General features: G+C 72.9%; 10 protein-coding genes and 2 tRNA genes. 7 read left to right on the top strand and 5 right to left on the bottom strand.

Features of this window, described 5'->3' with window-relative positions:
* Positions 1 to 51 precede the first annotated feature (51 nt).
* Entirely contained in the window at positions 52 to 4,218 is a 4,167-nt protein-coding gene (locus IEZ11_RS12520) for a hybrid sensor histidine kinase/response regulator (protein WP_189262767.1), read from the bottom strand.
* A gap of 289 nt (positions 4,219 to 4,507) precedes the next feature.
* Positions 4,508 to 4,972, bottom strand: a complete 465-nt coding sequence (locus IEZ11_RS12515; protein ID WP_189262766.1) for an SSI family serine proteinase inhibitor — start codon at positions 4,970 to 4,972, stop codon at positions 4,508 to 4,510.
* A 168-nt stretch (positions 4,973 to 5,140) separates the two neighbouring features.
* On the opposite strand from IEZ11_RS12515, the gene IEZ11_RS12510 reads away from it, so the two are divergent.
* The 4 genes from IEZ11_RS12510 to IEZ11_RS12495 all read left to right on the top strand — a co-directional run bounded on the left by IEZ11_RS12510 (position 5,141) and on the right by IEZ11_RS12495 (position 9,133).
* Positions 5,141 to 5,231: transfer RNA gene (locus IEZ11_RS12510), tRNA-Ser, on the top strand.
* 182 nt (positions 5,232 to 5,413) lie between these two features.
* Entirely contained in the window at positions 5,414 to 7,420 is a 2,007-nt protein-coding gene (locus IEZ11_RS12505) for a hypothetical protein (RefSeq protein WP_189262765.1), read from the top strand.
* A complete protein-coding gene (locus IEZ11_RS12500; RefSeq protein ID WP_189262764.1) occupies positions 7,417 to 8,925 on the top strand; it encodes an ABC transporter substrate-binding protein in 1,509 nt (502 codons plus the stop codon). Before IEZ11_RS12505 ends, IEZ11_RS12500 begins: the two co-directional genes overlap by 4 nt.
* A 135-nt stretch (positions 8,926 to 9,060) precedes the next feature.
* Positions 9,061 to 9,133: transfer RNA gene (locus IEZ11_RS12495), tRNA-Arg, on the top strand.
* 106 nt (positions 9,134 to 9,239) lie between these two features.
* On the opposite strand, the gene IEZ11_RS12490 is transcribed toward IEZ11_RS12495, so the two are convergent.
* Positions 9,240 to 9,479: a hypothetical protein gene (locus tag IEZ11_RS12490; RefSeq protein ID WP_189262763.1), complete on the bottom strand. Its 240-nt coding sequence runs from the start codon at positions 9,477 to 9,479 to the stop codon at positions 9,240 to 9,242.
* A 218-nt stretch (positions 9,480 to 9,697) separates the two neighbouring features.
* Between IEZ11_RS12490 and IEZ11_RS12485 the strand changes: the two genes are divergently transcribed.
* Positions 9,698 to 10,522 carry a helix-turn-helix domain-containing protein gene (locus IEZ11_RS12485; protein ID WP_189262762.1) on the top strand — a complete coding sequence of 275 codons (825 nt, stop codon included), beginning with the start codon at positions 9,698 to 9,700 and terminating at the stop codon, positions 10,520 to 10,522.
* Positions 10,523 to 10,547: 25 nt separating this feature from the next.
* Here the strand turns inward: IEZ11_RS12485 and IEZ11_RS12480 are convergent, their stop codons facing one another.
* Positions 10,548 to 11,030, bottom strand: coding sequence for a hypothetical protein (locus IEZ11_RS12480; protein WP_189262761.1), 483 nt, complete (start codon positions 11,028 to 11,030; stop codon positions 10,548 to 10,550).
* Positions 11,031 to 11,214: 184 nt separating this feature from the next.
* Positions 11,215 to 11,706 (bottom strand): MarR family winged helix-turn-helix transcriptional regulator, encoded by a 492-nt coding sequence (locus IEZ11_RS12475; RefSeq protein ID WP_189262760.1) that lies wholly within the window; start codon positions 11,704 to 11,706, stop codon positions 11,215 to 11,217.
* Between the two features lie 158 nt (positions 11,707 to 11,864).
* Between IEZ11_RS12475 and IEZ11_RS12470 the strand changes: the two genes are divergently transcribed.
* The gene (locus tag IEZ11_RS12470) at positions 11,865 to 12,236 is read left to right on the top strand and encodes an HGxxPAAW family protein (RefSeq protein ID WP_229712981.1); all 372 of its coding nucleotides are present in this window, start codon (positions 11,865 to 11,867) and stop codon (positions 12,234 to 12,236) included.
* 213 nt (positions 12,237 to 12,449) lie between these two features.
* A complete protein-coding gene (locus IEZ11_RS12465; RefSeq protein WP_189262759.1) occupies positions 12,450 to 13,370 on the top strand; it encodes a DUF2797 domain-containing protein in 921 nt (306 codons plus the stop codon).
* The last annotated feature ends 191 nt before the right edge of the window (positions 13,371 to 13,561 follow it).

Genomic DNA, 13,561 nt, shown 5'->3' with positions numbered 1-13,561 from the left:
GTGGCTGGTCGCGCAGTTCCCCGCGCCCCTTTCGGGGCGCTTCAGCGAGCCCTAGTTCGTACCGATGCGGGCCAGCAGGTCCACGATCCGGCTCTGCACCTCGGCGCTCGTCGACCGCTCCGCCAGGAACAGCACCGTCTCCCCCGACGCCAGCCGGGGCAGATCCGCCTGGTCGACGGCCGCCGTGTAGACGACCAGCGGCGTCCGATTGAGCTGCCCGTTCGCCCGCAGCCAGTCGATGATCCCGGCCTGCCGGCGGTGCACCTGCATCAGGTCCATCACCACCAGGTTCGGCCGCAACTGCCCGGCCAGCGTCACCGCGTCCGCGTCGCTCGCCGCCCGCGCCACCTGCATCCCGCGCCGCTCCAGCGTCGAGGTCAGCGCCAGCGCGATCTCCGCGTGCTCCTCGATCAGCAGCACCCGCGGCGGGTGCTGCTCGCTGTCCCGGGGCGCGAGCGCCTTCAGGAGTACGGCGGGATCGGCGCCGTAGGCCGCCTCGCGCGTCGCCTGACCGAGACCGGCCGTCACCATCACCGGTACCTCGGCCGCCACCGCCGCCTGCCGCAGCGACTGCAGCGCGGTCCGGGTGATCGGCCCGGTCAGCGGGTCCACGAACAGCGCCGCCGGGAACGCGGCGATCTGCGCGTCGACCTCCTCACGGGAGTTCACGATCACCGGCCGGTAGCCGCGGTCGCTCAGCTCCTGCTGGGTGGTGACGTCCGGCGCGGGCCACACCAGCAGCCGGCGCGGGTTGTCCAGCGGCTCCGGGGGCAGCTCGTCGTCCATCGGCTGCGGGCGCGGCGGATCCGCGACCTCGACCGCCCCGCCCGGACCGTCCAGCGGCTCCGGGCCTTCGGCGGCGTTCACGTCCGGTGCGCCTATGGCGTACGACCGACCTGCGCCGTCGGTGGCCCCCACCAGCCGGGACTGCCCGGCCAGCGACGGCTGCGGCAGCGAAGACTGGGCCAGCGACGGCTGCGGCAGTGACGGCTGCGGCAGCGGCTGGGCGGCGACCGGCTGCTCGGCCGGCGGATGCGGCCGGGCCGACTGCTGCGGCTGCGGCTGCGCCTGCTCGGCCCGGGTGCCCGGGTCCGGGGGCGTGCCCAGCTTGCGGCGTCGCCCGTTGCCACCCGGCTGGTGCGGGGGCGGGGTCGCCGTCGGCTGCTGCACCTGCGCGGCCTGCCGCGAGAACGGCACCCCCTGCCCCAGCGTCCGCACACTGAACGCCCGGCCCTGCGTGGAGTCCGGGTCGATCGGTGCCGGTGCCGGTGCCGCCGTGGCTGCCGCCGCCGTGGTCGTCTCGGCGGGCAACGGCTGTGCGGCACGCGCCGGTCGGGGGACGGCGGAGGGGTCGTCGGCACCCGGCCACTGCTGCGGTACCGGTGCCACCGGCGCGGCCTCGGCCGGAAGCGGCTGGGCGGGAACCGGGGCGCCTTCGGCGGCGACCGGCACGGGCGCCACCGCGCCGGTGCCCTGCGGCTGGGACTGCGGCTGGGGCTGGGACGGTGCCTGTGCCGGTACGGCCGCGCCCGGCAGTGCCTGCGCCGCCGGAAGGGCGGGCCGGCCCTGGCCCGCCGGACCGGCCTGTACCGGGATGCCCTGGGGCTGCCCGGCCTGGACGGGGAGGCCCTGGGGGTGCACCGGTTGTCCGGGCACTGCCGCCTGCGCGGGCAGCGCCGGCACGGCTGCCGGGGTGTCCTGGGCGCCCTGGGCGTCCTGCGCGTCCGGGGTGTGCTCCGCCGCCGGCTGACCCATGGCCCGTCGGCGGCGGCCGGTCGGCGCGCTGGTGGGGTGCGGCTGCGGCGGGGTGTGGTCATCGGCCTGGTCGTGCGCCACGGCGTCGTGCCGGCCCTCGTCGCCCGCCGCCTCGACCGGCTCGGGGGCGCGGTCGGCCTCGGCGGGCGGCAGCGCGAAGACCGGGCGGGGCCCTGCCTGCTGCTGCTCCGTCCGCTCGGCCGCGGCGGCCAGCGCACGGCGTCGGCGCCCACCGGACTGGCCGTCGTCGGCGGCCGGCTCGGACGGGGCCGAGGGCAGCGCCGGCGGCAGTGCCTGCAACTCGTCGGGTTCACGCCGGGCGCGCCGCCCCGACGCCGGTACCGGCACGCCCGATGCCGGTACGGGCACGCCCGACGCCGGTACCGGCACGCCCTGCGGCGGAACGGTGCCGCCCAGACCCGTACCCGCGGCGGCCGCCCCGGCGCCCTGCTCGGCCGCCGTCACCACGGCGCCCTCGGCGACCCCCGGGCCACCGTCGGCCGGGCGCCCGCGCCGCCGTCCGGTGCCGCTGGACGCCGACTCCGCGCTCTCGATCGCGGCGGGCCCGCTCTCCGGGTCCTCCGCCTCGGCGGCGCGCCGGCGCCGTCGTCCGGTCGGCGCGACCGGGACCTCGCCGTCGCCGCCGCCCGCCTCGCCGGGCACGTCGCTCTCCAGGAAGGCGTCCACGGAGGACCGCCGGGCCCGTCGCCGTCCGCCGCTCTCGACACCGGCCTCGCCGACGGTCTCGGCGGGGGCCGGGATCATGGCCACCTCGGTCCCGGCCGGCAGGGGCACCGCTCCGGCGCCGCCCCCGATCGGCACCTCCAGCACGAACGCGCTGCCGCTCATCCCCGGCACCTCGTGCGTCTGCAGCACGCCGCCGTGGGCCCGCACGATCCCGCGCACGATCGGCTCGTGCACCGGGTCTCCCCCGGCGTACGGCCCGCGCACCTCGATCCGGACGACCTCGCCGCGCTGTGCCGCCGCGACGACGACGGTGTTGTCCATGTAGCCGCCGGCGGAGACCGGCGCGTTGCCTGTCGCGTCGACGCCGGCCACGTCCGCGACGAGATGCGCGAGCGCGACGGCGAGCCGCTGCGGGTCCACCTCGGCCTCGATGGGCGGCGCGTGCACGGCGAACTGGACCCGGCCGGGCCCGATCAGCTCCACCGCGCCCTCCACGCCCGCGGAGACGACGGCGTCGAGCATCACCTTCGTACGGGTGATGTCCTCGGTCCCCGCGTCCAGCCGCTGGTAGCCGAGCACGTTGTCGATGAGCTGGGTGATCCGCGAGTAACCGGCCGAAAGATGGTGGAGCACCTGGTTGGCCTCGGGCCACAGCTGCCCGGCGTCGTCGGCGGCGAGCGTGGCCAGTTCCCGGCGCAGCTCGTCCAGGGGGCCGCGCAGCGACTGTTCGAGCAGTGTCAGCAGCTGCTCGTGCCGCCCGGAGAGTGCCTCGTACCGGTCCTTCTCGCGCTCGCCGAGGGCCGCGTACCGGTCCTCGCCGGCCGCCAGCTCCTCGGCGTGCCGTTCGAGCAGTTCCTCCACCTCGGTGACGTGCTTCTGGCGCAGCGCGGTCAGGTCCGAGGCGTGCTCCTCGGAGAGCTTCTCCAGCTCGTCGGCGTGCGCCTTCTCCTGGGCCGTCTTCTCGTCGACGACGGAGTCGTAGGGCCGCCGGTCGGTGAACGTCATCACGGCGCCGACCAGCTGGTCGCCGTCGCGCACCGGCGCGGTCGTCAGGTCGACCGGCACCTTCTTGTCGCCCTTGGCCCACAGCACCTGCCCGCGCACCCGGTGCTTGCGCCCGGAACGCAGGGTGTCGGCGAGCGGCGACTCGGCGTACGGGAAGGGGGAGCCGTCGGCGCGCGAGTGCACGACGAGGTTGTGCAGCTCCTTGCCGCCCAGCTCACCGGCCCGGTATCCCAGTATCTGGGCGGCGGCCGGATTGACGAGCACGATCCGCCCGTCGGTGTCCGTGCCCACCACGCCCTCGCTCGCGGCGCGCAGGATCATCTCGGTCTGGCGCTGCGAGCGGGCCAGCTCGGCCTCGGTGTCGACGGTGCCGGTCAGGTCGCGGACGACGAGCATCAGCAGCTCGTCGCCGCTGTAGCCGTAGCCGTCGTAGGCCTGCTGGCCGTTCTCCAGGTTGGCGCTGGTGACCTCGACCGGGAACTCGGTCCCGTCGGTGCGCCGCGCGACCATCCGGGTCGGCTTGGTCCGGCCGCGGGGGTCCATGTGATCGGGCCGCCGCATCGACCCCGGGATCAGCCGCGAGTCGAACTCCGGCAGCAGATCCAGCAGCCCGCGGCCCACCAGCGCGGTGCCGGGCGCCTCGAAGGCCTCCAGGGCGATGGTGTTCGCGTTGACGACCGTGCCGTTGGCGTTGACCAGCACCAACGCATCCGGCAGCGCGTCCAGTATGGCTGCGAGGCGAGCAGCGCCTCGGGATGGCCTGCTGCTCACGAGACGCTTCCTCCCTGTTACCGCACCTTGCCGACCGCTCGGGCCATCTTGCCAACCGGCCCGCGACGTGTCACGCGAGGGAGTCTAAAGGCACCGGTTGCGCTCGCGACGCCGGATGAGAGGGAGGTCGCACGACGAAGTGACGGCGAACATGTGACCGACACGCCTCATCTCCGCCATACCTTCGCGATACCTTCACGGAAGCGGGGCCGTGACCATGAACCGGCTGTGCCGCCCCTGTGGCCCACCCGGTTCGCCGGTCACGTGCGGCTCATGGGTCATGTGCGGCTCATGTGCCGAGGTCGGGCAGCAGGGGCACCATCCGGTCCCAGCGTCCGATCTCGCAGCCGTTGCTGCGGTCGTACGCCGCGTCGACCGGGCGGCCGGCCCAGGTCCCGGTGACATGGGCGGTGGCCGGGCCGCCGTAGAGCATGGTGCAGACGGTGCCCGGGGCGACCGGGGCGAAGGTGTCCCGGCCCCAGCGGGTGTTCCGGTCCAGCGCCTGGCAGGCCCCGCCCACGTCCGGGTGACTGCCGGCACCGGGGTGGCAGGACAGCTCGTACGTCCCGTCCCGCCCGCTCCCGGCGTGCCGGACGGTGACCGTGAGGTGATCGTCCGCCACGGCGGAGGCGGAAGGGGACAGGGCGGCGGCGGAGGCGGGCAGGGCGGCGGCGGACCCGAGGACGGCGGCGACGGCCCCGAAGGCGCCCCGCACGGCGAGAGGCGGCCTGGTCCGGGACGAGACGTGAGACATGCCCTGTCCAACGCGCGGCCCGGCCGGACGTTGCGCGACGCCCCGCCGACGGGAAGGGCTTTGCCGTGCGGCCCGGCTGCCTAGTACCGTGGGAGCCGATTGGTGACAGCACGCTCGACTGTGTCATCATCTGCACGCACCACTCGCGCTCACGCGGGCGGTTGTGCTGGAGGCGTCGCCTAGTCCGGTCTATGGCGCCGCACTGCTAATGCGGTTTGGGCCTTAAAGCCCATCGAGGGTTCAAATCCCTCCGCCTCCGCACTTCGTCTCAGGGAGTCCCTGCCTCACGGCAGGGGCTCCCTGAGTCGTTTTCACGGTGTTACCGGATCTGCGTGTGATCGGTGGGGAAAACGGGGAAAACGCTCGTCATACAAGGCGATCGACGCATTCTGAGTCATCACGCAGATACGTCACGTAGGCGCATACCAGGGGGAGTGTGCCATGCCGGAGTGGCCTGGGCGGTCCGCCAGAGACCAGGCGATACGCCGTTACGTCGACGAGCACGTGGACCGGACACCGGGGCCAGGCCTGGCCACCCCGCCCGCTCTGCTGCTGCTCGGGCCGCACGGCAGCGGGAAGAGCTCCCTGCTGGGGTACCTCGAACACTGGGCGCAGCGGCTCCCGCTGGCCTCGGTCGACCTGGCCGCCGCCACCTCGGAGGGCCAGGGCAAGACGTTCTTCGACGCGCTGACCGAGGTGGTCTTCAGGCTCCAGGAGGTCAAGGACGACCACCCCCCGCTGGTCTTCCCCTCCTTCAGCGTGCTGCTCATGGCCGTCGTCACCGGCGTCAGCACACAGTCCCGGGAGCGGGCCGTGCAGGAGATGCGCGCGGCCTTCGAGCCGCACGGGCAGGACGGACAGGGCGGACAGGACGGGCCGCAGGAGTACCCGTACGAGAAACTCCAGCCGCTGATCCAGGGGGTCGCGGCGGCGGTCGGCGGGGTGCCGGCCTGGGTCACCCAGGTCATCCCGGTCGTCCGCGGCGGCCAGCGGGTCCGCGCGGCGTTCGAGATCCGCCGCCGGGTGGCCCACGCCGCCCGCGACGCGGGCCACCACCACGGGCACATGGACTTCCTGGTCCGGGTCAACCGGCTCTTCAACGGCCCGTCCGTGCAGCGGGACGAGGCGGAGACGCTGCTGATGCGGGCCTTCCTCGCCGATCTGCGCGCGATCTACACGGGCAGACGCGGCCGCCGGCGCCGCAACGCGCACTGTCTGCTGCTCCTCGACAACGCCGACCACGAGGCCGGGAACCGGCTGCTGAGACTGCTGCTGGAGTCCCGCGCCGCCCGGGAGCACGCCGATCCGCTGCTCGTCGTGGCCGCCGCCCGCACCCGGCCGGAGACCCTGGCCCGGCGGGAGGAGGGGACCCTGTCCGCCGTGCTGGACTACCGCACCGGGAGCTGGCCGGACGGGACGGTCTTCGAGCCGGTCCGGGTCCGGGGCCTGTCCGTCGGCTGGTTACGCGACCTGAACCGCGAAGAGGTGCTGCACCACGCGGCCGAGGTGCTCAAGGAGCTGCCCGAGCGGGCGGCGCAGCCCGAGGCGCGCGACCCGGCGGAGTGGCTGGGCTGGGTGGTGCACGGGGCAACCCGGGGCCAGCCCGCCGCGACCGGCGAGGTGCTGGGGGCGCTGGGCCGCTTCCCCGCCGACACGGACTGGGCGACCCGGGTCCGGCAGTGTCTGGCGCTGCCTCGGGCGGTGCCCGGCCCCGACCCCGGGCCGACCGCCGCGGAGCAGGTCCTCGACCGGCTGCTGCCGCACCTGGAGACCGCGCTGTGGCGGGCGCTGCCGAGCACCGCCGCCGCCCTGACCCCCGACCAGGCGGAGGCCGCGCCGGGACTCCTCCCGAACCTCGCGGCGCGCAACTGGTACGAGGCGGTCGCCACGGACGTGGCCCGGCCCGTCGTCCGCCTTCTGCTGCTGCGCCTGCTCGACGCGGCGCCCGGGGACCGCGGGGCGGACCCCTGGGAGAACGCGTGCCGGATCCTGCGGGCCGCGGCCGCCGGCGACGAGCGCACCCAGGCCTACTACGACCTGGCGTGCGAGGACGTCGCCGGAGCGGTCGGGTACCTGCGACGGCGGTTCGGCGCGGTGCCGGCCGCCGAGTGGTGCGCGGACCTCTCCTGGCTCCAGCGCGCCCCCGCCCGCTGGCCGGGCGGCCTGCCCGAACCGGCCCGGGCGCGGTACGAGCGGCTGGTGGGCGGTGCGGTGGGCGACGACGCCGGCCAGGTGATCACCCGGCTGCTGGTGGCGGGCTGGATCACCGCGCATCCGCGCACCGACCCGTGCGCGGAGCTGTACGAGGACCCGTTCGGCGACCCCTACGCCGAGCTGTACGGCGACATCGCCGAGGACTTCAGGGCGCTGCGGAGACTGGCCCGGGACGCGAACGACCTGTTCGTCTTCCGCGAGCGGGCCGAACAGTACGAGAGGAAACCCTGGTGAGCGGCAACGACCCGGACATCCGGCGACCGGCCCGGCCGCCGCGCCGTATCTGGCCCTGGGTGGCCGGGGCGCTGGTGCTCGCCCTGGTCGGCGTGTTCGTGTTCCGGAAGGTCGTGCACGAGATGGACGCGTGCGGGCCGGGAGTGACGAAGACCGGCCCGCGGCACGAGTGCATCGGCGTGAGCGACGGCTCGTACGCCTTCCGCGACTCCCTGAAGCCCGTCATGGACAAGATCAGGGACGAGAACCGGCGGGTCGAGAAGTCCCACCGGAAGTGGGTCAGCGTCGCCTACGTCGAACCGCTCTCGTCCGACCCGGACGACGAGTCGGCCAAGTACCAGGTCCTCGAGGAGCTCAAGGGCGCCTACCTGGCCCAGCGGCAGCTGAACGACAACCAGCTCGGCGGAGTCGGCGACCTCCCGCAGATCCGGCTGCTGGTGGCCAACATCGGGGAGCGGTCGGAGCAGTGGAAGCCGCTGACCGACCAGCTGATCGCCATGGCCCACGGGGGCGGGGACCGGCTCGTGGCGGTCGCGGGCTTCGGCACGAGCCGGGGCGGGACGCTGAAGGCGGTGCAGGCGCTGCGGGCGGCGAAGGTGCCGATGATGGGCGCGACAGTGACCGCGGACGAGCTGAGCTCGTCGAGCAGGGTGGGCTTCTTCCGGGTCTCCGCGCCCAACAGCGACCAGGCGAGTGCAGCGGCGGCGTACCTGGCCGGCCGGCAGCGGGCGAAGCACGGGTACAAGGTGCTGGTCATCCGGGACCGCAACGAGGACGACCTCTACAACACCTCCCTCTACCAGGACTTCATGACGGCGTCCCGGGCGAAGGGGCTCGCCCTGATGGACGGGGAGGTGCAGTACGCCTCCGGGATCGACGGCATCAGCAACGCCTTCTCGGCGGTCGCCCAGCAGGTCTGCTACAAGAAGCCCGACGCGATCTTCTTCGCGGGACGCGGGGCCAACCTCCGCGGCCTCGTCATCGCGATGTCGGCGGCCGGCCGCCGCTGCCCCGTGACGGTGCTGACCGGGGACGACGCGGTGGGCGTGTACTACGACGCCGGTACCGCGGCCGCGACGGTCAAGCAGTTCCAACGGGACTGGGAGGTCAGCCGGGTGACGGCGTTCTACACGGCCCTCGGCCATCCCGGACTGGCCAACAGGCTCTACAGCAAGGCCGACAACCCGCTCCCCGCCTTCCTCGACCTCTACCACCGCACGTTCGGCGGCACCGGCGAGGACGACCTCCAGGACGGCCAGGCGACCCTCGGCCACGACGCCGTGTGGACCCTCGGCGTCGCCGTCCACCAGGCGGCCGGCGACGCGGGCTCCGCCACCGTGAACGCCGAGAGCACCCTGAGCCAGCTCGTGACCGGAGCGACGGCGTCCGGCGTCACCGGCCCCATCCAGCTCGACTCCGACGGCAACCCGCACAACAAGCCGATGGCCCTGGTCCGCCTGGAGCCGGAGGGCCGCTACACCTTCCAGCAGGTGATCAAGCCATAGCCGCGAAACCCTGTTTCCGCAGCTCACAAGGGGTGCACCTAACGGATTTCACATGACGGCGGCAGTCATGTAATGTTCTTCCTGTCGCCGCGAACGGCCCCGAAAGGCCCGAAACAACGACAGAAAACAGAACAAGCACTCGTAGCTTAACGGATAGAGCATCTGACTACGGATCAGAAGGTTGCAGGTTCGAATCCTGCCGAGTGCACACAGTCGAGAGGCCCCGGAGAGATCCGGGGCCTCTTGCGTTTGGGTTTGGTTTGTCGTTCGGTCCTTCGAGGGGCGTGTTCGCTACGGCGTCCTGGGGTGACTTCTCACCGGATCTCCCTCTCCGTCATGCCGGGGCGTTGATCCGGATCGCTTGGGCGGGAGGGTTCGGGCGGGGTGAGGGCATAGGTGGCGATCAGGCCTCCCACGCCCAGGAGGCAGTGCAGGTAGACCTCTGTGGACTGCGCGGCGCCGTTGACCGCCATGATCAGAACGATCCCGGTCACGAGTACGGCCAGAAACGTCACGTAATGGCGGCGGAGCGACATCCTGAGGTCGATCGGCATGCTTGCTCACCTTCTCGTCCTGTTCTCGGCTTGGGATACCGGTCATTCGACCAGGCGTCACTCCAGGCGGTCCAGGCATTCTGGCTGAGTCCGATCTTCTCGGAAGCATCGGAGGATTTCTGGCTTGTTCGGTGGGATTCGGTGAAGTTCGGCGGATGCCGGGAGAGAGTGGAACGATCGCGCTTGTCGGACTCGGCGAGGCTCTTGGGGGCGAGGCCATGGACACCCACACGCGTGGCGCGTCGTCGCCCGTGCAGCGATTCGCGTCGGAGCTGCGCCGGCTGCGCATGGCGGCCGGGAACCTCCAGGTGAAGACGATCGCCGCGCGGGCGCAGTGCAGTTCGGCGACGGTCTCCGAGGCCCTCAACGGGCGTCGCCTGCCCGGCGAGACGGTCACCTGCCGACTGGTCGCCGTGCTGGGCGGAGACTGGGGCCGGTGGCAGGCCCTGTGGCGTGAGGCCAGGACGGAACTGGACACGCTCAAGCGGGAGGGACCCGAGGCGCCGACGGAAGCGCTCCGGGTCGGGATGGTGCGGTACCCGGACCCGACCTCCTTCTACCGCGCCGCCGCCGAGCGGATCCGCACGGCCCGCTGCGAGGTCCGGCTCACCTATGTCCGGCTCCACCCGCCCGGTCACTGGGGAGCGGCGGAAGTGGCCGAATACTTCAGCACCGTGCTGCAGTGGGCCAGGGACCACTCCGGTGAGGGCGCCAGTGCCCGGCGCATCATCGGCGTTCCCGAGCGCGATGGCGAGCCGCGAGCGGACTACGTGCAGTGGCTGCGCGAACACCAGGAAGAGACCACGGACATATACGCCTACGAGGCACGCGTCATGCCCTGGACGGTCTCCTGTGCCTGGCACAACACCGGCCTCGTGGACGACTCCGTCACCTTTCTGTCCTTCTCCGGTGCCGGCCGTCAGCAACTGACGGGGTTCAGCGTCGAGGGGCCGGCCTTCCTGGCGTACTTCGCGGACAGCTTCGACCAGGCGTGGGGCGCGCTGGAACCGCTGGACACGTACCTGGCACGCCACTGCCGCTGACGGCCTCGGCCTGAACCCCGGTCGGTCAGACAGAGGTCCAGCGCCACGCGTTCGAGCTGTACGCGCACTTGATCTTCACGCCGCTCGCGGTGGTGGTGACGGCGCCGTGGTCGCTGTTCCGGCAGAACTGCCCCGCCGCGTAGCAGTTTCCCGCGTTGGAGACGATGGTGCATGTGCCGGTGCTGTCCTGGTTGCTGCCACTGTCGGCGGCCTTGGCGGTGGCGGTCCTGGTGACGGTGACCGTAGGGGCCGGCTTCGCCTTGGCTTTGACGGTCTCGGTGACGGTCGGGCCGGGCTCGGGGGTGGCCGTGACGGTCGCGGTGATGGTCGTCGAGGGTTTGACCTTCGCCTCGACGGACTGTTGCCCGTCGTGCCCGGCGGAGCCGATCAGCGCGCCCGTGATGAACAGAGCCGTGCCGCCGATCCACACGAGTACGCGCTTGCGGAGCGGGCGGGTGTCGGGTGGGCGCGGTGTCGGAGGTATGGGAGTGGCGTACGGGTTGGTCATCTCGTCCCCCAGGGTGTTTCGGGTGGAGTGACCGTAGTGCCCACCAGGGTTATGTGTGCGAGATGTGCAGGAGAGGTGGTCGTACTGTGACCCGCACTCCGTGCGGATCTTGGCATGGTCCGCGAGGGACTTCGGCGCGAGGTCCGTGGGAGGGCGTCGCAACGGCGCCGTGTCGCTGGCGAGTTCAGCAGGGCTCCGCCGGGTCGTTCCCGTTGAGCTTCTCCAGGTACTCGTGTGCCAGCGCGGTGGCCCGGGTGAACCAGTCCGTGAGCGTGGCGAGTTCGTCGGGGGTGTAGTCGGCGAACAGTTCGGTGAGGCGGGCGTAGTGGCCGACGTAGACCGCCTCGACGCGGGTGACGGCTTCCGGGACCGCGGCGACGCGGACCCGGCGGCGGTCGGCGGGGTCGGGGCGGCGGGTGACGTAGCCCGCGCGTTCCAGGCGGTTGAGGATGCCCGTCACCGCGCCCGTCGTCACATGGGCGCGGGCGGCCAGGTCGCCCGCGGTGAGCAGGTCGTCGCCCGCCTCCAGGACGAAGGCGAAGCAGGTGAGGTCCGTGACGTTCACCCCGAGGCGCCGGGCCAGCTCCTGCCGGCCGATCACATGGGCCGCGATGAGGTGGTCCATGGCGGACAGTGCCCGGGCCGCGTCGGCGGCCGGTCGCGGCTTGCCGTGCATGCGCGTTCCGATTCGTTCGAGGTGGTCGAGGTTCTTGAGTTCCCGGATTCCCTTAGCACGTGAGAGATATGGGGAGTAAATTTCTTAGTCTGTGAGGGATTTTAGTCGCCCTCGCGCCGGACCGGGTGTTTCCGCTGCTTACAGAGGGAGACGGGTACGTGAGTCAGCACGACGAAGGCCACACGGTGGCAGGGTGGACCGGTACCGCGATCGCGACCGTCGGAAGCGGTCTGCTGGGGCTGGGCGTGTGCGCGGTCTCGGTCGCCGCCCTGGTCGCGGGGCTCGCGGTGTGTGCCGTGAGTGTCCTGGTCACCTGGTACCTGCATCTGGCGGGGTGGGGAAAGCCGCCGGGGCCGCGGCCGCACGCGCAGTGGGCCCTGCGGGTACGGGACGCCGGCGCCCGCGACGGCCACCCCGGATGCGTCTCGTGCCGGCTGGCGGGCCGGGGCCGGCGTACCGCGTCGGCATCGCTTCAGCCGGTGTCCGCGGTCGGCGAGACGGAGCGGGCGCCCGCGGAGGCCGGCGGCTGACCGTGCCGGGGCCGGCGGCTGACCGTGCGGAGGCCGGCGGCTGACCGTGCGGAGGCCGGCGGCTGACCGTGCGGGGCCGAGGGTCCCTGCGCAGCCCGCGCCGCCTGTGCTGCCTGTACCGCCTGTGCGGCCGCCGACCTGAGGCTCTCTCCGCCGCGTCCAGGTCTGCCGTCCCGGCCCCGTTGTCAGTGCCGCCGTCTACCCTCGCAAGCGATGGCACACGTGTGGAAATGCTCGGGGCTGCGGTGGTCGGACGACGGGCCCGCGCTGGTGTGGAGCGGTGGGCGGCGCAGTGCGCTCGGCCGGGGGAAGCGGGTGGCCTTCGCGGTCGCGGAAAGGGGCTCGGAAGGGGCCTCGCAAAGGGGCTCGGAGGACGGTGCGGGCAGGGGCGTGCGGGAGTGCGTGGGGGCGCGGGGGCATGCCTGTCCGGCCCGGACGCCCGTGTCCGGGCGGAGCACCGGAGCCCGGTGCGAGGAGTGCGCGCGGCTGGACCGGGCGCACTCCGTGGCCGCCGACACCCTCGCCGACGATCCCCGGCCGTACCACGTGTACGTGGCGTGGTTCGGGCCCGGCATGGTCAAGGTGGGGATCACCGCCGTCGAGCGGGGGCCGGCGCGGTTGCTGGAGCAGGGGGCCGTGTGCTTCAGCTGGCTCGGTGCCGGGCCGCTGATGGCCGCCCGGCGGGCCGAGGAGTTGTTGCGGGCCGCGCTCCGGGTGCCGGACCGGATCCCGTACGGACAGAAGCGCGCCGTACGGGCCGCCCTGCCGGGAAGCAGCACCGAACGGGGGTCCGAGATCGTGGAGTTGCACGCGCGGGCCGTCGCGCTCGGCGGCTGGCCCGAGGCGCTCGTCCCCGAGGACTGCCAAGTGGTGGACCATGTGGGGGTGTTCGGGCTGGACGGGATCTCCGCCGCCGTCGGCGAGGTGACCGAGCTGGTGCCGGGCGGCGTGGTGAGCGGGGAGCTGGTCGCGGCGGCCGGGCCGGATCTGCACCTCGCCACCCGGCGCGGTGTCGTCGTCCTGGACACGCGCTTGCTGCCCGGCTGGGAGCTGACCGCCGCCGAGGCCGGGGAGGAAGGACAAGTCAGAGTGCCCGTAAGGGAGTTCGCCGCACCCCAGGAGGGGCTCTTCTGAGCCTCGGGGGAGCCTCGCCGCGCGGGTCCCGCTCCGGCTCGGTACGCTCTCATCAGCGGTTCATCGGCACTTCATGAACGGTGCGGGGGCGGCGGCGGAAGGACAAGATCCGCACAGCCCGGCACGAGCGCGGTCATGAGTTCATGCGCACGTGATGCGATTCCCAGGCGTTCCCTGAGAGGCACCTGTGT

The sequence above is a fragment of the Streptomyces fuscichromogenes genome (assembly GCF_014645815.1).
GTDB lineage: Bacteria > Actinomycetota > Actinomycetes > Streptomycetales > Streptomycetaceae > Streptomyces > Streptomyces fuscichromogenes.
This window is presented reverse-complemented; position numbering and strand designations above follow the sequence as displayed.

Coding starts and splice junctions, on each gene's coding strand:
- IEZ11_RS12515 (WP_189262766.1), bottom strand. CDS start 4,972: ATGTCTCACGTCTCGTCCCGGACCAGGCCGCCTCTCGCCGTGCGGGGC.
- IEZ11_RS12505 (WP_189262765.1), top strand. CDS start 5,414: ATGCCGGAGTGGCCTGGGCGGTCCGCCAGAGACCAGGCGATACGCCGT.
- IEZ11_RS12490 (WP_189262763.1), bottom strand. CDS start 9,479: ATGCCGATCGACCTCAGGATGTCGCTCCGCCGCCATTACGTGACGTTT.
- IEZ11_RS12485 (WP_189262762.1), top strand. CDS start 9,698: ATGGACACCCACACGCGTGGCGCGTCGTCGCCCGTGCAGCGATTCGCG.
- IEZ11_RS12480 (WP_189262761.1), bottom strand. CDS start 11,030: ATGACCAACCCGTACGCCACTCCCATACCTCCGACACCGCGCCCACCC.
- IEZ11_RS12475 (WP_189262760.1), bottom strand. CDS start 11,706: ATGCACGGCAAGCCGCGACCGGCCGCCGACGCGGCCCGGGCACTGTCC.
- IEZ11_RS12465 (WP_189262759.1), top strand. CDS start 12,450: ATGGCACACGTGTGGAAATGCTCGGGGCTGCGGTGGTCGGACGACGGG.